The 17,138-nt window shown below is 43.9% G+C and carries 24 protein-coding genes; 18 read left to right on the top strand and 6 right to left on the bottom strand.

Annotated features, from left to right (window positions below; translation table 11 throughout):
- The first annotated feature begins 287 nt into the window (after positions 1-287).
- The 4 genes from BN1002_RS17910 (at position 288) to BN1002_RS17895 (ending at position 3,253) form a co-directional block, all read left to right on the top strand.
- Positions 288-854: an RNA polymerase sigma factor gene (locus tag BN1002_RS17910; RefSeq protein ID WP_048828049.1), complete on the top strand. Its 567-nt coding sequence runs from the start codon at positions 288-290 to the stop codon at positions 852-854.
- The gene (locus BN1002_RS17905; RefSeq protein ID WP_048826875.1) at positions 841-2,439 is read left to right on the top strand and encodes a DUF5643 domain-containing protein; all 1,599 of its coding nucleotides are present in this window, start codon (positions 841-843) and stop codon (positions 2,437-2,439) included. The genes BN1002_RS17910 and BN1002_RS17905 overlap by 14 nt, the downstream gene beginning before the upstream one ends.
- A gap of 142 nt (positions 2,440-2,581) precedes the next feature.
- The gene (locus BN1002_RS17900; RefSeq protein ID WP_048826874.1) at positions 2,582-2,779 is read left to right on the top strand and encodes a hypothetical protein; all 198 of its coding nucleotides are present in this window, start codon (positions 2,582-2,584) and stop codon (positions 2,777-2,779) included.
- 24 nt (positions 2,780-2,803) lie between these two features.
- Positions 2,804-3,253, top strand: a complete 450-nt coding sequence (locus BN1002_RS17895; protein WP_048826873.1) for a GyrI-like domain-containing protein — start codon at positions 2,804-2,806, stop codon at positions 3,251-3,253.
- A 197-nt stretch (positions 3,254-3,450) separates the two neighbouring features.
- Here the strand turns inward: BN1002_RS17895 and BN1002_RS17890 are convergent, their stop codons facing one another.
- The 3 genes from BN1002_RS17890 to BN1002_RS17880 all read right to left on the bottom strand — a co-directional run bounded on the left by BN1002_RS17890 (position 3,451) and on the right by BN1002_RS17880 (position 5,827).
- A complete protein-coding gene (locus BN1002_RS17890; protein ID WP_048826872.1) occupies positions 3,451-4,047 on the bottom strand; it encodes a hypothetical protein in 597 nt (198 codons plus the stop codon).
- Between the two features lie 38 nt (positions 4,048-4,085).
- Entirely contained in the window at positions 4,086-4,460 is a 375-nt protein-coding gene (locus BN1002_RS17885; RefSeq protein WP_048826871.1) for a hypothetical protein, read from the bottom strand.
- Between the two features lie 146 nt (positions 4,461-4,606).
- Positions 4,607-5,827 (bottom strand): NAD(P)/FAD-dependent oxidoreductase, encoded by a 1,221-nt coding sequence (locus BN1002_RS17880; protein ID WP_048826870.1) that lies wholly within the window; start codon positions 5,825-5,827, stop codon positions 4,607-4,609.
- 501 nt (positions 5,828-6,328) lie between these two features.
- Here BN1002_RS17880 and BN1002_RS17875 point away from each other — a divergent pair.
- The 3 genes from BN1002_RS17875 to BN1002_RS17865 are packed head-to-tail and all read left to right on the top strand — an operon-like array spanning position 6,329 to position 7,612.
- Positions 6,329-6,856, top strand: coding sequence for a hypothetical protein (locus BN1002_RS17875; RefSeq protein ID WP_048826869.1), 528 nt, complete (start codon positions 6,329-6,331; stop codon positions 6,854-6,856).
- A 13-nt stretch (positions 6,857-6,869) separates the two neighbouring features.
- Positions 6,870-7,364, top strand: a complete 495-nt coding sequence (locus tag BN1002_RS17870; RefSeq protein ID WP_048826868.1) for a YfbM family protein — start codon at positions 6,870-6,872, stop codon at positions 7,362-7,364.
- Between the two features lie 14 nt (positions 7,365-7,378).
- Positions 7,379-7,612, top strand: a complete 234-nt coding sequence (locus BN1002_RS17865) for a hypothetical protein (RefSeq protein ID WP_048826867.1) — start codon at positions 7,379-7,381, stop codon at positions 7,610-7,612.
- Positions 7,613-7,775: 163 nt separating this feature from the next.
- Here BN1002_RS17865 and BN1002_RS17860 read toward each other — a convergent pair whose 3' ends face one another.
- Positions 7,776-8,672, bottom strand: a complete 897-nt coding sequence (locus BN1002_RS17860) for an HD-GYP domain-containing protein (RefSeq protein ID WP_048826866.1) — start codon at positions 8,670-8,672, stop codon at positions 7,776-7,778.
- A 482-nt stretch (positions 8,673-9,154) separates the two neighbouring features.
- Between BN1002_RS17860 and BN1002_RS17855 the strand changes: the two genes are divergently transcribed.
- The 4 genes from BN1002_RS17855 to BN1002_RS17840 all read left to right on the top strand — a co-directional run bounded on the left by BN1002_RS17855 (position 9,155) and on the right by BN1002_RS17840 (position 11,649).
- Positions 9,155-9,427 (top strand): hypothetical protein, encoded by a 273-nt coding sequence (locus tag BN1002_RS17855; protein WP_048826865.1) that lies wholly within the window; start codon positions 9,155-9,157, stop codon positions 9,425-9,427.
- A gap of 117 nt (positions 9,428-9,544) precedes the next feature.
- Positions 9,545-9,934, top strand: a complete 390-nt coding sequence (locus BN1002_RS17850) for a VOC family protein (protein ID WP_048826864.1) — start codon at positions 9,545-9,547, stop codon at positions 9,932-9,934.
- A gap of 202 nt (positions 9,935-10,136) precedes the next feature.
- Positions 10,137-10,676 (top strand): sigma-70 family RNA polymerase sigma factor, encoded by a 540-nt coding sequence (locus tag BN1002_RS17845; RefSeq protein ID WP_231575055.1) that lies wholly within the window; start codon positions 10,137-10,139, stop codon positions 10,674-10,676.
- Positions 10,677-10,680: 4 nt separating this feature from the next.
- On the top strand, positions 10,681-11,649 hold the full coding sequence (locus BN1002_RS17840; protein WP_048826862.1) for a DUF4179 domain-containing protein: 969 nt from the start codon (positions 10,681-10,683) through the stop codon (positions 11,647-11,649).
- Positions 11,650-11,707: 58 nt separating this feature from the next.
- Here the strand turns inward: BN1002_RS17840 and BN1002_RS17835 are convergent, their stop codons facing one another.
- Complete coding sequence (locus BN1002_RS17835) at positions 11,708-12,016, bottom strand: monooxygenase (RefSeq protein WP_048826861.1); 309 nt, start codon at positions 12,014-12,016, stop codon at positions 11,708-11,710.
- Positions 12,017-12,255: 239 nt separating this feature from the next.
- On the opposite strand from BN1002_RS17835, the gene BN1002_RS17830 reads away from it, so the two are divergent.
- From BN1002_RS17830 to BN1002_RS17815, 4 genes are all read left to right on the top strand, one after another.
- Complete coding sequence (locus tag BN1002_RS17830) at positions 12,256-12,582, top strand: CotD family spore coat protein (protein WP_082036293.1); 327 nt, start codon at positions 12,256-12,258, stop codon at positions 12,580-12,582.
- Between the two features lie 152 nt (positions 12,583-12,734).
- Positions 12,735-13,352, top strand: coding sequence for an NUDIX hydrolase (locus BN1002_RS17825; protein WP_048826860.1), 618 nt, complete (start codon positions 12,735-12,737; stop codon positions 13,350-13,352).
- A 159-nt stretch (positions 13,353-13,511) separates the two neighbouring features.
- Positions 13,512-13,889, top strand: coding sequence for an SET domain-containing protein (locus BN1002_RS17820; RefSeq protein WP_048826859.1), 378 nt, complete (start codon positions 13,512-13,514; stop codon positions 13,887-13,889).
- Between the two features lie 43 nt (positions 13,890-13,932).
- Entirely contained in the window at positions 13,933-14,142 is a 210-nt protein-coding gene (locus BN1002_RS17815; RefSeq protein WP_048826858.1) for a hypothetical protein, read from the top strand.
- A 381-nt stretch (positions 14,143-14,523) separates the two neighbouring features.
- Here BN1002_RS17815 and BN1002_RS17810 read toward each other — a convergent pair whose 3' ends face one another.
- The gene (locus BN1002_RS17810; RefSeq protein WP_048826857.1) at positions 14,524-15,321 is read right to left on the bottom strand and encodes a DUF2935 domain-containing protein; all 798 of its coding nucleotides are present in this window, start codon (positions 15,319-15,321) and stop codon (positions 14,524-14,526) included.
- Positions 15,322-15,537: 216 nt separating this feature from the next.
- On the opposite strand from BN1002_RS17810, the gene BN1002_RS17805 reads away from it, so the two are divergent.
- The 3 genes from BN1002_RS17805 (at position 15,538) to BN1002_RS17800 (ending at position 16,999) form a co-directional block, all read left to right on the top strand.
- A complete protein-coding gene (locus tag BN1002_RS17805) occupies positions 15,538-16,134 on the top strand; it encodes a hypothetical protein (RefSeq protein ID WP_048826856.1) in 597 nt (198 codons plus the stop codon).
- 139 nt (positions 16,135-16,273) lie between these two features.
- Complete coding sequence (locus tag BN1002_RS23875; protein ID WP_148362814.1) at positions 16,274-16,411, top strand: DUF3951 domain-containing protein; 138 nt, start codon at positions 16,274-16,276, stop codon at positions 16,409-16,411.
- 24 nt (positions 16,412-16,435) lie between these two features.
- Entirely contained in the window at positions 16,436-16,999 is a 564-nt protein-coding gene (locus BN1002_RS17800) for a hypothetical protein (protein ID WP_048826855.1), read from the top strand.
- Positions 17,000-17,138 lie beyond the last annotated feature (139 nt).

Genomic DNA, 17,138 nt, shown 5'->3' with positions numbered 1-17,138 from the left:
GCTCATTTAAAGTTGAGTGTTGATTTTCAAGAAGTTGATTGTAACGGAGGGGACTGACTCCGGCGGGATGAAGCGGCACGTGGAGACCCCACAGGCGTCTATGACGCCGAGGAGGCTCCACGGTCCGCCCCGCGGAAAGCATGTCCCCGGAGTGGAAATCAACAATCTAGGATAACAAAGTCTTGTCCAAAAGCAAAAAAAAAATAATTGGCCAATTGGCGGGAACTTTTTCCCAGTCGGTTCGCTCTAATTTACGTAACCGTTCGGAGAAGGGGGAGTTGGCGGTTGTGATTGCGGCGATAAAGGATGCCATTATTGTAAAGAAGATTAAGAAGAGAGATATGGCGGCTGTGCTGGATTGGTTTGATGCCCGGAAGGAGAAGTATTATCGGATCGGGTGGGCGTATTTAAAGAATCATCATGATATCGAGGATGTTTTTCATAATACGGTCATCAAGGTGCACGATAAAATTCACCAGCTCCGCGAGGATAACTATTTTGAGACGTGGGTTACTTCTATTTTTATTAATGAATGCCGGGATTTTTATCGCAAAAATAGCCGGATACAGCAGGAAGCCCAAGAGCACCAAATGGCAGCAGACCACCAAATATCAGCAACATCGGCGGGCGGCTACATAGACCGTGAGGCCAACATAGACATGCTTGATGCATTGCATCAGCTCGAGGAAAAATACCGGGAAGTCGTCATCCTCAAATACTTGAAAGGATATGCCCAGGAAGAAATCGCGGCCGCGCTGAACCTGCCGGTTGGGACGGTAAAATCAAGGCTTTACCGTGGCCTTATTATCCTTAGAAAAGAAATCGGAGGTGGCGAAGACCATGCTTTGTCATGACGTAAAGGATTTATTCCTCGATTATATGGACGGGAATCTGGATGAGAAGATGCGAACCGAGTTGGAAAACCATTTTGCGGGATGCCCTGGCTGCCAGGATGAAATGTCCGAACTTAAAGCGATGATTTCAACTCTCAAGAATGAAGCCGAAACGATTACAGTACCAGCTAATTTCATGAAAAATGTCAGGAAAAAAGTTAGGGTGTCCGAAGCCAAAAAGAGAAAATTCTTCAAAGCCAACGCACTGCTTGCGGGAGCTGCCGCTCTTTTCCTCACATTCTTTGTTGGAACGGCTGTTGCGAATGGCGGTTTTGCGTCGCTAACGGACTGGTGGAAAAATTTCAGCCATCAGGAAGACGAGCAAATGAAAGGAATCATCGATAAAGGCCTCGGTGAGGAATTGAATTTAACCGCGGAACAGAATAATGTCAAAATAAAAATTAAAAGCGTTGCGGCGGACGACCTTCAAACCATCATTTATTACGAGGTGGAGAATAAGGTTGGCGGCAAAAAGTATCAGATAAAATACAGTGATGGCATTACCTTCGAGGACCAGGAGAAGCACTGGAAAATAGAAGACGATCCGGATTATTCACCGGTAAGAAGCCAGATGAACCTTTATTCGGACCGGGAAGGAGTATATAAAGGGAAGCTTCAACTGGCCCCAATAAAAAACAAGCAGGCCCTGCTTGATGTGAACATCGGCCTTCTTGAGGAAGTAAAGGATCCGTCTGAAACAGAAAATGGTGCCGATGCCGAAAACGGTCCAGATGCATCAAACAAGGCAGACCAGCTTGAAGGCAGCTGGGATTTTAAAATTCCGGTGAAAAAGCATCGCGCGATTGAGCACAAGCTGAATGTGAAGGCAAATGTCGATGGAATTTCGATTGTTTTTGAAAAGCTGACGATTGCACCAACGGCAACGCTGCTGACATACCGTTACCAGGACGGTAATTCCGGCAAAAACCTCGGATATATTAAAATTGCCAGCGTTGAAGCGAATGGGAAAGTAGCGAAGAGTGATTTGTTTGGAGGAGTCACTTTTTCTCAAAGCGAGGATAACGGTTGGGGGACGGAGCAGGCATCGTTTGATTCCTTGTATCTTGAAAACCCGACCTCTGTCAAAATAAAGATTGGGTCAATTCAATATCAGATTGAGGACGAGAAGAAGATTGCTCTTGGGGAAGATATACAGTTGCCGTTCTCTTTTGAATATCAAGGCAACAAAATTACGATAAAAAAGTTGGAATTCGGCCCGCACACAAAAATGGTCATGAAGGAAGATCTGCAGGCAAACAGAGAATACGAAATGCTCGATTATGAGTTCCTTTCAAAAGAGGGAGATTTCTCAACCGGCGTAATGATTGACGGTTATTTTGTCGATAAATATGGAATGAAATATAATGCGGCCGACTACATGCCCCGGATAGATGAACTTGAAGAACCAATCTTTTACTCGACAGAGCATCAAATCGAATTAGCTGCTTCCGGGCAAAATCAAAAGTTTATCCCCGATGCAATCCAAATTCACGGCTATTCAAAAACCCAATACATCAACAAAGAGATAAAAGTAAACTTGAAATGAAGCGGCGGCAGCTGCTTCTTTTTTTTTGCGAGGCATAGGACGAGAAAAAAGGTATTTTCTACTATTTGCAGAATAGTTAGGTAACAATGGAAACGTTCCGGCAGAAAAACTGACTTGCCGACGAACCGGAAGGGGTAAGACGATGGATTGGAAAAAATACTTTTTGCTGCTGCCGCCTTTCGTCATTCTCGGCTTCTTCCTCTTAAAAATGCTGCCTCCCGGCCAAAAGCACAATGCCATCCTCGTGGCTTTGGCCTTCTGGGCAGCCTATTACGGTCTAGTTTATTTTGAAAAAAGAAGGAAGAATGGCAGACAAGCGTCCGAAAAGAATGTGAAATAGAGATATAGAAGAGGGAGAAACGAAATGGACTGTAAAATAATCGAGAAACAATTCAAGGCGGTTGGCCTGAAAGGCAGCGGCGCTTTCGCCGATTTTGCAACAGAAGTCCCCTCACTCGCAGGGCAGGTTATGAGCCGTGCAAAAGAAATACAGGACCACATTAATATAGAAGTTGGATTTTTTGAGCAGAAAAAGGGTCATGATCACCTGAACGGCCACTACTACGTTGGGCTGCATGTCAGCGAAGCACCCAGTGATGTTCCCGATGGCATGGAATATATCGAAGACAAGGGCCAGTATGCAACCATAAGAGGAAGCATCAACGACCTTGGCCAGCTGCATCAGACCCTGCTCGAGTGGACAGAGCGCCACAACCACACCCGTGCCACCGAGGCATACATAATCGAAACCTACCATCCAACCGAAAACGGAGCCGAGGAAGTCGAAATTTATCTTCCCGTCCATCCATCATAAAACCAGTCAAAAGCCATCCCGCCCAACCAGCGCGGATTGGCTTTTTTCGTTTTTTAAAAAGAACGGATTTTCTGCTATGCATGATGTGTCTCGTTTGAATTTCGGGGATGCGGGGTTTTGCTTTCATCTGTTCCGCATCTATACTTCGTGCATGCATATCATCCAAGCTCCATCCAGGCTTCACCGGGTGTGACGCTTTACTTCTTCCTCCGCCAAATCCAATAGCCTAATCCCGCAATGCCAGCAATGCCTGCACCTGGAATCCACAATAACCGCGCAAGCCCGGGGGAGTCCATTTCATCCTCACGATTGACTTCCTTAGTCGGTTGGCGGCTATCGCCAAGAAGTTTCAAATCTTCTTCCGCATTTTCCAGCAGGGCCGTCCGGTCGCAAACCCCTGTGGTCAACGCCGTTTTGTCATTTGTCTCCGAATTTGGGACGGCGTATACAATATACTCCATTCCTTTCCTAAAGGTAAAGCTGCATGAAGACTGGATGGATTCAAGAATGATCTGTGATTCGGCTGGACCTTTCCAGGTCTGATTCACCTCGAACAATACCTTTTCAACAACACCTTCATTCCGCTTTTCTTCCCTGATTTCAATCACTTTACCTGAAAAAACAGCACTGGAAGTCTTCAGCTCCTGCTCTACAGGAGGTTTATCAATACATTTACAGGCATAGCTTACATTCGGAGCCGCCATCAAAACTATGAAACTCAAACAAAGGTAAAGTACAAAAGTCGTTAATTTTCTCACGTCATCCACCCCTGAAAAGGTCAAATGCTTGCCCATCTAGCAGCCTGCCAATTTTGCCGGAAATAGGTTCTCGTCTATTCTAATACCTCAAAAGGAACGTGCCAGAGATTATAAAACCCTGAATAATGCCTCAATACCACAACGGTTTTATTCCCATCCTTCTCAAACTCAAGCCCTGAACCATACTGCTCAGTAAATTTCCAACCGTGCTGACGCATGTAATCTTTTAACGGACGATGCGAGGAGTTGGAAATATAAATATTCCCAAACTCGTCCTTCGAAACCTTCTCATACTGACTAGTCGTGAAATCCACCTTCATAATTGCAAGCAAGTGCCTCATCGGGTTTTCCTCCTGCGCTAACGCCCCGCGAAGCTTCAACGGATAATAACTAACTAGCAACAACCCAACCACAATTCCCCAAACTAAAATTCTCTTCATTCGCCCCATAAACCACCAACTCTCCTAAATAATTTACATTCCGCTTTTCTGATATTAACATAAATAACCAAAAGTTGGCATCTCCCTAATGAAGCAGGGGGCGGCTCCATCGCTTCTTTAGGGTGACGAATGAAGCAGTAAAACTGTCCCCTGTCTTATTTCATCCTATTCGGCAGATACATCTCAAATTCCGGGTCGCTAACGCTGCCGTGCAGGATGTGGCTGGCGATGAATTTTGCGAGGGTTTGGCTGTAGACGAGGCCGCTGTCGCCAAAGCCGAATAGGAAGTAGCACCTGGGCAATTCGTTGTAAACACCAATAATCGGCAGGCTGTCGACAGTCCGTCCATAGAATGCAGCGAGAAAATAGTCTGGCTCAACCTGGATATCCGGAAACAGCCTTCGGCATTCTTCCAGGAGTTTATCCCTTTTGCCAATCATCATGCTGTCCCGCTCTTCGGGAAAAAACGTGTTTTCATCAAGCCCGCCAATAATGATTCGGTCGTCTGGAGTCGTGCGCAGATACAAATACGGCCGGGCTGTCTCCCAAATGAGCGTCCTTCGGTACCAAGATGAAAGGTCCGCGACCGGCTTCGTCGTGACCGTAAACGTACTGACGAATGAAGCGCGTTTTTCCTTCCGGATCTCCATGCTTTCATAACCGGCGGCAAAAATAACCCGCCGTGCACGGATCAAGTGGCCCGTCTTCGTCCTTATCACCATCCGCTCTTCGACATCATCATAATAATGGCCGTTCATTTCCGTGTTCTCAAAAACGCGGATCCCCTTCCTGCTCACGTAATCCAACAGCGCGTGGGCGAACTTAAACGGGTTCATCTCGCCGTCTTCATGGCAATAAATCGCCGCGTCTTTGCTAAAAGGATATCTGTCCTCAATGTCTCTTTTTGCAAAAAAGTCCACCTGAAAGCCGTGCTGCTTCAGGAACGAATACTCATCCATCAATGGGCGGACATCTTCCGGGCTGCTCGCAAAATAAAGCGTGTCCCGCCGGGTAAAGTCAAAATCAATCGCAACCTTGCCCGCGGCAGCCTCGATTTCATCAATGGCACCTTTCAAATGTTGCATATGCCGCGTGACGTAAACGATGCCGAACGAGTTGACCAGCCTGCTGAACATCTTTCCGCCCGAATACTGGAGGAGGGCGGATGTTGCACTCGTTGTCCCGCTGCCAACCGTGCTTTTCTCAATCACAACGACATCAAGGCCGCTATCGGCAAAATAATACGCACACTGTGCCCCCGAACTGCCCCCGCCAACAATCAACACATCACACATAACATCCTCATCCATCGGTTTGTAAACAGGTGCCTCGGGAAACGTAGCCCGCCAAAAAAAACTCCCAGAATGCAAATCCATAAACATCCTCCATCCAACAAAAACCCTACAACTACTTTCTCCAACTTCAATAAAAATCTTACAAAGGAACCGTCCCCGTACTTCCCTCGAAAATAGCAGCCGGAACATCCCGCTGAATCACTGCGGCATGTTAAGATAAAAAATAGTATACTTTCCCTCTTTGTGGTTTGATTAAGTTAAGTTTCGGTTCTGGTGTGTAAAGATTTCTTGAGATAATCGAGTTTCCCAAAGGAGGGAGTGCAGGATTAATAAATCATTAGATAAAGTAATTAATGCAGGGATGTTAGTAGTCTTTGTCTTATTTTTAATCATCCCGCTCATTGCTCTTTTTGTTTTTATCTTTTTCCTGCCTGAAGCGGGAACGCCTCCCCTCCTGCCCTGGCTATATAAGGAGGGATGAGGACGGTTCCAGCGCTTCATTCGACACCCGAAAGAAGCAGTAGAACCGTTCCCCTGCTTCACTCGGGGGATCGTTCTTCACTTCTATGAGGAGGGTTTTTGATGGGTTTTGATGTGTATTTGGATGATTTTGTGAAGGATGTTGTTCGGAGGTATGAGGAGTTGGGTTTTCCTCGCCGCTATACGTTGGATGAGATTGGGGCTGTTTTGAAAAAGAAATATAAGGCGGTTGAGGAACAGGTGAGCCTCGTGGATTTGGATGAGGAGAGTTTGCCAAGTGCCAAGAGATATTATGTCATAACCGATCATGATGTACTTCAAGAACTGTATTCACCGGCGGAAAAATTAGATTTGTTCAGTATGGTTTTAGATTTGCAAAACGAACCTGAGGAATTCGAATTCACAGTGCAACAAATGTGGCATGACATTCAAGCGGGAAAAAGGATCAACATTATCCTTGAGAGTGAAGACAACATACATATGAGCAATTTTCACCTTCAGGGAATTGGTGATAAGCTTTATTACGAGATGTGCGTTTTAGATGGCATTGATGAGAAAGATTGCCACCTTGGCAATGAACTTTTCCATAATTATCTTAAATGTCTGATTTATGCTGGTTATATTAAATGAAGGAGTGTTTCAAATGGGTATGATTGCGAGTTTTTTCAGGGTTTCCGCTGACACACTGAAGGTGCTGAAAGCAAATCCCGATGAAGCAGGGGATCTCGTTTACGAAATGGAGGAAATCGAGGAGCAAGAGCTTGATATTGATAAGTCATGGCATGGAATTCATTTTCTGCTGAGCGGTGTAGCCGACCTTGACGCGCCGGCCGACGGACATATAGGCAGGGCGATTCTTGGCGGCCATGAGCTTGGCGAGGATATGGGCTACGGGCCGCTCAGGTATTTCGAACCAAACGAGGTCCGGGAAATCTATCAGGAATTAAAGCAGACGGCACCCGAGGAGCTGGCGGGACGCTTTGACCTGAATGAACTGAACCGCCATGAAATTTACCCAATGAACAAGCGCTGGAGCGAAGAGGACAAAGAGTACCTCGTTGAAAACTACGACTTCCTGCTCCGCTACTATGAAACCGCGGCCGGCAAAAATGAAGCCATGCTTCTGCTGATCAATTAAAGGAATAGACGTAAATGAAAATTGAACAACTAATTTTAAAAGCATTCGCCTACGAAGAAGGGACCATCGTCCATGTCGAAAATTTCCTGCTCCACCATTGCATCATCATGCCAAGGCAGCAGCTCAAAGCAAAAATACACAGCCTCCTTCAAAAAGGACAACTGAAAATCCACGACGACCCCACAAACGGCAAAACAAACTTCCTCAACAGCAGCGAAGAACTCGAGGAGGATTACTGGTTTAAATGAAGCAGGGGACGGTTCCAGCGCTCCCGTCAAACCCCGGAAGAATCAGTGGAACCGTCCTAGTACTTCACCAAACAAAAAAAGACCCAAAGGGCCTTCTGTAAGAAAATCAGATCTCATGCTAAAAGGACTGACCGATCTTGGCTAGCCTCTTTCTAAGGATTAACTAGATTAATTTGTTTTTTATAAAGAGAAAGGCATCGACTACGTCTGGATGGTACATTTTACCTTTATTTATTAACAATTCTTTGAACGCTTTATCCACGCTCAAGCCTTTCCTGTAAGCGCGATTTGTCCTCATTGCATCATAAGCATCGACAACGGCGATAATAGAAGCTTCAATCCTAATCTCATCGCCTTTCAGGTGATGAGGGTAGCCAAGGCCGTCATATCGTTCATGATGTTGCTCAATAATTTCTCCTGCTTTGATTAGGTCTGGACAATGGGTGTCTGCTAAAATCTCTCTTCCCCACACAGTATGCATCTTTATAATGTTATATTCTTCATCCGTTAAAGATGATGGTTTATTTAAAATTTCGTTTGGAACCTTCAATTTCCCAATATCATGCAAAAAGCTTGCCAAACTTAAAATATAGAGTTTTTCCTCATCTAATCCCACTACTTTTCCAAGCATAATGGATAAGTCTTTAATTTTGTCACAATGGTTTCCTGGATATCCATCATTCTTCTCAACCGAAACGGCAATATCCATCATATCCTTAACAATAGTCCTGTAAATATGGAAATGTGGCTGGGAAGTTACATATAAAAGTTCAACTTCTGTAACAGCTGTAAAGACTGTATGCTCTCCCACCGGGCAGGCATGGACTGAATTACCGGGTTCGAGTACTACTTCACCATTAGAATTTTTCATAACAAGACTTCCGGATAGTATGGTCAAATGAAGAAGATTAGTCGGATTTTCTGCCGGAGAAATTTCTAAGGATGCATTTTCATAAAGCTTATATAAAATGACTTCTGTACCGTCTCCGGATGCAAGAAGTGAAATTTCCATGTTTTTTAACAACACTTTTTCAAGTGGAGCTTCTTTTATTATTTTCATAATATGCTCAATTCCTATCCAAATAAATAATTCCAAAACAAATATTGTAAGTTTTTAGTATAACATGTGCCTTATCTATCCTAAATGGGAGGAAAGATGGAGTTCTCTTTTTTAATATCGGCAAAACTTGACAAATAATTAGTGAATTCTAAATAAAATACATATATTTTAGGGGAATAGTTAAGGGATGGAATTAAAAAAAGACCCATAAGAGTCTTTAAGGTTTGATCAGTACATTACCCGTGCGGGGTCAATAGCGAGTACGGGCCTGCCGTTGAAAACGACAAAAAAGATAACTAAGTATACCACACCATAAAACACATAAGAGTAGTGAAAATATAAAGAATAATGTTGGCAGTTCGGAGCGTCCTTTGATAACAGAATGAAACATTAGTACCGTCTCTTTACTTCGGTAACACTTTTTTTGCAGGAAAATTGTGGATGGTTATCTAATATAGTTAGGGTGAAGGGGGAGTGAGCGGATGCGCATGGTTAGGTTGATGGTGTTGATGGGGGTTTTGGGGGTTGTTTTGTTAGCATTAGGGGTATTTGGGTTTGTGGCTGGTTTTGGGATTCTGGGCGGGTTGCTGATTGAGGTTCTTCTGCGGTTAAAGGAAATGGAAGCCCAACTGGTGAAACCAGGGTCAAGGCCAAGGCGAAGGCCGAGTAAAGCAGAGCGGGCTAGCTGGGTTGAATGGATCGAAACAGAGGAAGAGAACGGACACATAAATAAAGAGAAAAATAATAGAGCATGAGGCTGATCCGACCGAGAATAAATAATGGTAAATGAAGTTAAGTACGGCAAGAAGGTATTTATGGCAAAATAGAGAATTACTAAAAGTGAGAAATCTATATTTCAAAGGTGGTAAACTGTGAAGAATCCTCAAACTCAATCGCCCATTAAGAACAGAATCGGAGGCGTGTTCATCCCTGTCAGGAATCTTGAGAAAGCACAGGAATGGTATAGCAGAATACTTGGCCTGCAAGGCGGAGATCTATTTTTTGATCATATTTTCGTTGCGGAAATGGAAGGGACGGCAGGGCTGTTATTGGATACGATGCCGAATTGGAAAGATGAAAACGGGAACATTCCAACCTACCAAACCCCAGCCATTCAGTTTGTAACGCAAGATATCCAAGCTTCCTATCAATTTATGAAAAACAATCAAGTTGAACTCGTGACAGACATTCAGGACAATTTTTACTTTGTGTTTAAAGACCTGGATGGGAATGTACTAATGATTTGTGAGGAAAGAAAATAATTATATCTTTTTTGCAAAATAAACCGCCAAAAGAAATGCGCATCCCAATTTTAGATAGTATCTAAAAATTAGGAGCGCAGATCAAAAATTGGCGGTTTCTTCATGCTTTAATTTGCCAAGATTAAAGTTTTATTTTTGCCAAGTTGATAGGTTTTACGGTCGGGCGCCGTATTACTTGGTGAAGACGGATAAAGGGGGGAGAATGTTGAGCGTTGAAGAACAAGAGATGGTTGAACAGATAAAGCTGAAGAATGAGCGCGGCCTGTCACAGCTTCTTGATGAGTATGGCGGGCTTCTGAAGGCGATTATCCAAAAATATCTCCAGGGAAACCGCCGGGACGCGGAGGAATGCATGGCAGATGTGCTTGTGGCGATTTGGTACAATATCGACTCTTTCGACCCAAAGAAGAACGAATTTCGAAATTGGATTGCCGCTGTTGCCAAATATAAAGCGATTGACTATGTAAGGAAATCCACGCGGGAAAAGCAATATGTTAGCGGCTTCCAATACGAGGAGGACATGCCAACTTCACACGATTCCTATCACGATAGAGTTGACCTGCAAAGCCTGCTCGATGAACTGCCCGCGGTAGAACGGGCGATATTCGAGAAATATTATTTGCATGGCGTACCTTCGAAGGAGATAGCTTCCGAGCTTCAGGAGCGTGAAACATGGGTGCATAACAAGCTTTCCAGGGGCAGAAGGAAATTGAGAAGTATACTATTGCGAAGTGAGGGATGAGCGGATGGCGATTTACAATGAACTGAACGATGTAAAAATAGATTTAAGCGAATTTGAGGAAACTCAACTTTCAAAATTGGAGAAGAAAAAGGTTCTGAAGCGGGTGAAAAGGGACATCTCTCCAAAAAGGCCGGGCAGGAAATGGAGAACGATTAGCGCTTGCGCTGCGGTTGCCATGCTTGGCATCATTTTGACAGTCGATAAAGGAACAGTGGCCAACATGCCATTCATTGGGGAAAAAATCGAAAAACATATGAACGAAAATAAGCAGCTTGATTATTCTTCCTATAAAACCGAAATCGGAAGCACGGCCGAAAACGGGCTTGGAAAGCTGACGTTAAATGAAGTGATAGTGGATGACCAACGGATAATCTTAAGTTCCACATTCGAGCCTGCCAGCAATGTCGACGCCGATTACCAGACGGCCATCACGCCAACAGTAAAGGTAAACGGGCAGGATGCCACTGAAATAACAGGCGGCCAAACAATTGAATTAAATAATGAAATGTTCACCGTCTTTAATGATATCGAGCTTGGCAAGGAAATCGCAACAGAGGATGTCGAAATTGAAATTCGGTACGAACGATGGAATCGTACAGCCATTGACCAGCCTTGGGCTTTTAAAGTGAAAGTGAACCAGTCGCAAATGCTGAAAGAGCGAAAAGTAATCGAGTTGAATAAGCAGCTCACACTCAGTAACGATGAAACCATCATGCTGCAAAAAGTCGTTACGACGCCAATGTCCACAACCGTTTATTATGATCTTACCCGTAGCAGCCGTGAAGATATCCGCGTCAGCATCCATTCCCAGAAAGGGGCTGTAGCTGAGCATGGATCATCCTTTCAATCAACTGACACCGGGGATATATCCTATACACGCTTTAATGAATCTTTGAAGAGTGGGGAATATTTCTTGATGGTCCATGATTCTGAGGGGAATGAGCTGGACAAAGTACCGTTTTTTATAAAGTAAACAATCCATCAGTGGGGATTGTCCTGTCCCCACTGATGGTTATGAGGGAAGTTGCCGTTTAGCCTTTTATCGGCGCGTTATTGATCAGCGATAACGCTTCGTGTACCTCGAAAATTCTCGAGCGGATATTATCAAAGCCGAAGCTCTTTAACCTGGCTGTATGCATTTCTAGATATTTTTCCGCGGTCTCTTTGGATTCGAATAAATACACTCCGCCAGATTCTTTCGTTTCGGCATTCTCCGTCCAAATCTTCCAGATGACGCCTGGCTCATTGTTGATGCTATTGGCCAACTCCTCTTTCTCTTTGAACTTCTCCTCACCGAATGGACCATCCGATTTAAAATCGACCTGCAATAAATAGTTCATGCTGAATACTCCTCGCTGTTTTTTTTAATAGTACCACCCTGGGAAAAAAATATAATGGATGTTGCTCATGAAAAAGAGCGGTTTTTTGGAAAAGTTACAAATCAGTGAATTTAACCAGGCGTATACCCTATAGGACAAACGTTTGTTTTGGAAGAAGCGTGATTTTTGTCTAGGACAAGGCCACTGTTTGTACATAAAATACTATGTAACAACAAGGATGGAAGGGAGGAGGTGTTTTTATGGAACGTCATAATCAATGTGGCTGCCACCGCGGGCCAGTGGAAGAAGTCATTGTCTATCCTACAAAAACAATCGTCAATACAAGAACCAACACCCGCGTTGTGAAACGTGTATTCCCGACAGAAATCATTAATGTGAACAGGACCATTGTCCGAAACGAAAACTTCTACCCAGTAACAGAGCGGACAGTCAACGAAACAGTGGAGGAAACCTTTAATTGCGGTCCGGATATCAATAACCCACGCTGCAGGCCGGTTCAGAACGCGAACGCAGTTGCCGGAAACGTTCGGGGACCGAGAGGGAACAATTGGCTCTTCAGATTATAATGCTTAAGCGGCACCCGCGCATGTGGGTGCTTTGCCTTGTTGAGGGGAAAGAGTTAATTACATAACCGCCGTTTTTGCAAAAAGGGGATGCCGACAAGTTTTGCAGATAAATATGGTACTATCTAGGTATCATGGATAGGTGGTGTGCGCAAATGGAACCGAAATGGCTTGAATGGGCAAAACAGTTGCAGTCTATCGCGCAGGCAGGATTGACGTATTCCAAGGATGTTTATGACCTGGAAAGATTTGAAGAGATAAGGCAATTAAGCGTGGAAATCATGGCTCAGTATACAAATATGAATCATATAGTGATTGCGGATTTGTTTGCCAATGAAACCGGTTATGCGACTCCGAAGGTTGATATCAGGGCCGTCGTATTCCGTGAAAATAAAATTTTGCTTGTAAGGGAAAATACAGATGGCGGCTGGTCGCTGCCGGGCGGTTGGGGCGATATCGGACTGACGCCAAGTGAAGTGGCGGTAAAGGAAGTAAAGGAAGAATCGGGCTTCGACGTCAAACCGGTAAAGCTGATCGCAGTGCTTGATAAAAAGTGCCATCCCCACCCCCCTTCGCCCTACTATACATATAAAATATTTATCCAATGTGAAATCATTGGCGGGCAGGCGAAGGAAGGCATTGAAACAAGCGGTGTCGGTTTTTTTGCCGAAAACGAACTGCCCGCGTTATCAGTCGCGCGGACGACTGAATCGCAAGTCGAAATGGCGTTTAACCATCTACATAATCCGGGAGAAAATGTCAGATTTGATTGACCTAAAGGGTACCATTACTCCAAGCATGATCAATCGTTTATTGGGCAAAAACAACCAATCGCTATAATTTGGAAATACTTTTTCAAAAATAAACCAAGCCCCAACCGGGAAATAATGTTACAGTTAATAAGAAAATTCTAAACGTGTTAGGAGAACAACATGATCCAAATAAAATCATCTTCACTGAGTAATGGCGAGTTCAATCGAGGCGTATTTGCAGTGTGTGATATTAAAAAAGGTCAGCTTTTGCATGAAGCGCCTGTCATTGCTTATCCGAACGACCAGCACCATCATATCGAGCAGACGCTCCTTGCCGATTACGCTTTCGAATACGGGATCAATCATACCGCAATCCTGCTCGGCTACGGCATGTTATTTAATCATTCCTACGAACCGAATGCCACGTATGAAATTAACTTTGACAATCATACGTTTGACTTTTATGCTTACAAAGATATTAAACCAGGCGAAGAAATTCTGATTAATTACAACGGCGATGTCGATGATAAAGAAGAGCTCTGGTTTAACAAAGAGTAAACATATTAGGCTAGCTGACAGAACCATTTAGAGGTGTTGAAAAATGAATAAACGATGGACAATTGGCGAAATCCAGAATTTCGTTGAAAAAAACTCGGAAAGCAAACTTGTAACAACTGAATACCAGGGATTTTCGCAAAAGCTGCTTTTTACATGCGCATGCGGCAACAACTTCGAGAGAACATTCAAGAAATTCAAGAACAACCATCAGCGGAAATGTGACGTGTGCCAGCCGCCGAAGGAGTCGCGCTAGGCTGCTGCGTTTTCAAGGAGATAAACCTGGGGACGAAAGGCTCCTATCTCCAATAAAAAATGCGTTGGGCGGAAAAGCTCGACGCATTTTTTATGTTTCTAGGTGGGATATTGGCTTATCCTTATTGTGAGGACTCGGATTCGGATTCGGACAGGATAAAGGAAAAGGCCGCTGATTTGTCCGAAGTTGGCCGATGTTCGGACAGGAAACAAGGAAATCGCCGCTAAGTTGTCCGAAGCCCGGTACCCTTCGGACAACGATTCACTTTTGAAGCGGCGAGCTGTCCGAAGCTGCCCAAGGTTACAGCAGGAGTACCGAGCGCAAAAAAAGGATTGAGATCTAACCCTCAATCCGAATCGTCCGAAGAAATATGAAAATCTTTTATTCTTTCAATCTCGGTTTTGCCGGATCGCAGTTTGGCTTTTCAAGATTTGCGGCTTCGCTGAGCTTCATTAAGTAGTAGCACTCTTCACGGAACATGTGGTCTGCCATGAGCGGGGCGAATGTGCCGAGAGCTTCCTTGCTCAACCGTAGCTCCTCAATTTCCACCAGAAATTGCTGAAATAGAATGATTTCCAGTTTTGCGTCAGAATTGAATTTTGCGAGCGCGGGAAATTCCGTTATGTTCGTCCTTAAATAGCCCGCCATCTCAACCGCCTTTAGATAAAAGGCCTCAAATTGCTTCATGAAAGAATCGCTTTTCTTCTTTAAATTCTTCTCCACCTCATCCAAATTAGAGGAAATGGCGCCCGAGTGTCCTGCGGCGTCTAGCAGCCATAGGAGATGATGGTGCACCTCATGGTACACGGGAGGAACCTGTCCGGCTTTTACGTGTTTCAAAATCCGTACGTACTCATCAAGTTCATTCACCATATGGTTGATGAACGTCGGTGGCAGGTGGATCTTAATTTTGCCGACAAGATGTTCGCGCAATAAGTTCAGCTTGAATTCCCTCAGCCTAAGCACCTCATCCTCGGCTCTGATTGCCAGTTGCCTTGGATCCGCAGTTCTTGCCTGCGCGAGTAAGGTATCGAATGCCCGGATAAATTCTAAAGCCTTATCAATCTCCCTTTTTTGCACTGGAGCCAGCGCCTCGTGAATGAATCGCGCGTGATCCCCCAATATCTGCAGCCAAAACAAATGCTCATCCCTTGCGCTTTTTTGAAAATCAACAGCCATCCTAACCCCTCCCTGGAAAACTCCATTGCCCTCTAAATGTGTATTCCAAATCTATAACGCTTATGATTTCATGAAGGGCCAGTCTGAAAAGCGAACATAGTAAGCCAGAAAAGCAAGTTGGGTTTACGAGTAAAATATTTTCTTTTATGGTAAAATAAGGTTGATGGCAAAATCTATCTTCGAACTTTTTTGCCAAAAAGAGAATGGGGGGATTTCATGAGCAATCTTGCAGTTCAAACTGAACGAGGGCCAGTCGTCTTTGTCTGGGCACTCATCCTTTTCGTCTGCAGCCTCTTCATGCCAATCGTTTTCATTTCCTGGATCCAGGACCTTTTTTTCTTCTCAAAATCACATTGGTTTTTCATTGCACCCCAGTCCGCCTTTATTACTTTCGCCATCGGTATGGCCTGGATTCCAATCGTAATGGTCGGGTATTTAATTATGAAATTGAAATTTGACTTCAAGTACCTCGGACTTTTTTCCGTGCTGCTCGCTTCCTTCAGTATTCCTATTTTCCTATTTGCGGCAACAACCTACTTTTACTTTGATGATACCGGCCTCCACTACAATCGCCTCGAAACGTTCAACCAAGTCACCACATATGACTGGGACAGCTTTAAAGAAGTAAAGAAGCATTATGCTAAACGGGAAAACATTGCGTATCTAAAGGAATACATCTTTGTCATGAATGACGACTTGGAAATCGTTATCCCATATGAAGGCGCGATGAGCCAAAATGAATACCGGCTGCTCGATAAATTAACTGAACAAAATGTTACGGTTACTGATAATTATATGGACCTTTATGAGTAGGCTGAACGAGAACCCGGAAAATCGCCGGGTTCTTTTTTTGCGAAGATTTTTAAAAGATAAAACACGGATTTTTCTAAAAGGATATTCGTGCTGAATAGGTTTCTCGTGGTGTATAATATTGGAAAAAAGAGGCGCTGACATGGCATATCTATTTTTGGCGATTGTCGTTGGGGCTGTTGGAATAACGCTTTTTAAAATGATGAGAAAAAGAAATGTCCCAGATAACCACTACACTCCTTTTGATGATGTGACGGAGGGCAGGACCACGAAAGAATAAGCAGTGAAGCAAGGGGGAGAAGGCATGAAAATGTCGAAGGGGCCTATTTTAGTTGTCCTGTTATTTGTATTGGGTGCCTGCTTTTTTGTCTTATGGAATCAGGAAAAAAAGCAAGTGGCTGTCTTAAGCAGTGTAAAAGAAAGAATGATATTTTCTCATTTCACACAATTGACCAAGGATTTAAATGATATCGCCGAAACTTTGAATGCTTATGATGAGGATTTCACAGCACGTGAAAAAACCTTATATAAAAAATCGATTGATAACGAGATTCGGAGCCTGAACCAGGTCGGCATCAATCTTGGAGTTCTTTTGAACCCGGAAAATACGGAACGCACGATATATGAGCAACATATTTGGAATATGGAAAAGTTCTTAAAGGATATTAGCGCAGGAAAGATCCATAAAGAAACGGACATCCATTTTGTCGGGGAAGCGATCAAGGAACATAACGAAAAACTGACAGATATGTTTTATAAGGAACAAATTGGCCAGGAAGCTGTCGGTACAAAACGTGAGGTGGACAGAGTCATCCGTATCCTTGACTCGATTAACAAGGAGATTCAGGTAGTTAAAGCTGAATGGTGATCGGGGGTAACCGGATTTATGCTGAAAATGAGAGTTATCACTAGTCTAGTAACTCTTCTTTTTTATTTAATATTTCTCATTTTGTATCTCCAGGACAAGATTAATGAGTTTATTTTCGCAGGCAGCTTGTTGCTAGGCC

This window comes from Bacillus sp. B-jedd (genome assembly GCF_000821085.1).
Classification (GTDB): Bacteria; Bacillota; Bacilli; order Bacillales; family Cytobacillaceae; genus Bacillus_D.
Note: the sequence above shows the minus strand (reverse complement) of the source record. Positions and strands in the feature narration are given on the sequence as shown.

Excerpts from the sequence above, each read along its gene's own strand:
- BN1002_RS17905 (WP_048826875.1), top strand. The coding sequence starts at position 841 with ATGCTTTGTCATGACGTAAAGGATTTATTCCTCGATTATATGGACGGG.
- BN1002_RS17900 (WP_048826874.1), top strand. The coding sequence starts at position 2,582 with ATGGATTGGAAAAAATACTTTTTGCTGCTGCCGCCTTTCGTCATTCTC.
- BN1002_RS17895 (WP_048826873.1), top strand. The coding sequence starts at position 2,804 with ATGGACTGTAAAATAATCGAGAAACAATTCAAGGCGGTTGGCCTGAAA.
- BN1002_RS17890 (WP_048826872.1), bottom strand. The coding sequence starts at position 4,047 with ATGGGCAAGCATTTGACCTTTTCAGGGGTGGATGACGTGAGAAAATTA.
- BN1002_RS17885 (WP_048826871.1), bottom strand. The coding sequence starts at position 4,460 with ATGGGGCGAATGAAGAGAATTTTAGTTTGGGGAATTGTGGTTGGGTTG.
- BN1002_RS17880 (WP_048826870.1), bottom strand. The coding sequence starts at position 5,827 with ATGGATTTGCATTCTGGGAGTTTTTTTTGGCGGGCTACGTTTCCCGAG.
- BN1002_RS17875 (WP_048826869.1), top strand. The coding sequence starts at position 6,329 with ATGGGTTTTGATGTGTATTTGGATGATTTTGTGAAGGATGTTGTTCGG.
- BN1002_RS17870 (WP_048826868.1), top strand. The coding sequence starts at position 6,870 with ATGGGTATGATTGCGAGTTTTTTCAGGGTTTCCGCTGACACACTGAAG.
- BN1002_RS17865 (WP_048826867.1), top strand. The coding sequence starts at position 7,379 with ATGAAAATTGAACAACTAATTTTAAAAGCATTCGCCTACGAAGAAGGG.
- BN1002_RS17860 (WP_048826866.1), bottom strand. The coding sequence starts at position 8,672 with ATGAAAATAATAAAAGAAGCTCCACTTGAAAAAGTGTTGTTAAAAAAC.
- BN1002_RS17855 (WP_048826865.1), top strand. The coding sequence starts at position 9,155 with ATGCGCATGGTTAGGTTGATGGTGTTGATGGGGGTTTTGGGGGTTGTT.
- BN1002_RS17845 (WP_231575055.1), top strand. The coding sequence starts at position 10,137 with ATGTTGAGCGTTGAAGAACAAGAGATGGTTGAACAGATAAAGCTGAAG.
- BN1002_RS17840 (WP_048826862.1), top strand. The coding sequence starts at position 10,681 with ATGGCGATTTACAATGAACTGAACGATGTAAAAATAGATTTAAGCGAA.
- BN1002_RS17835 (WP_048826861.1), bottom strand. The coding sequence starts at position 12,016 with ATGAACTATTTATTGCAGGTCGATTTTAAATCGGATGGTCCATTCGGT.
- BN1002_RS17830 (WP_082036293.1), top strand. The coding sequence starts at position 12,256 with ATGGAACGTCATAATCAATGTGGCTGCCACCGCGGGCCAGTGGAAGAA.
- BN1002_RS17825 (WP_048826860.1), top strand. The coding sequence starts at position 12,735 with ATGGAACCGAAATGGCTTGAATGGGCAAAACAGTTGCAGTCTATCGCG.
- BN1002_RS17820 (WP_048826859.1), top strand. The coding sequence starts at position 13,512 with ATGATCCAAATAAAATCATCTTCACTGAGTAATGGCGAGTTCAATCGA.
- BN1002_RS17815 (WP_048826858.1), top strand. The coding sequence starts at position 13,933 with ATGAATAAACGATGGACAATTGGCGAAATCCAGAATTTCGTTGAAAAA.
- BN1002_RS17810 (WP_048826857.1), bottom strand. The coding sequence starts at position 15,321 with ATGGCTGTTGATTTTCAAAAAAGCGCAAGGGATGAGCATTTGTTTTGG.
- BN1002_RS17805 (WP_048826856.1), top strand. The coding sequence starts at position 15,538 with ATGAGCAATCTTGCAGTTCAAACTGAACGAGGGCCAGTCGTCTTTGTC.
- BN1002_RS23875 (WP_148362814.1), top strand. The coding sequence starts at position 16,274 with ATGGCATATCTATTTTTGGCGATTGTCGTTGGGGCTGTTGGAATAACG.
- BN1002_RS17800 (WP_048826855.1), top strand. The coding sequence starts at position 16,436 with ATGAAAATGTCGAAGGGGCCTATTTTAGTTGTCCTGTTATTTGTATTG.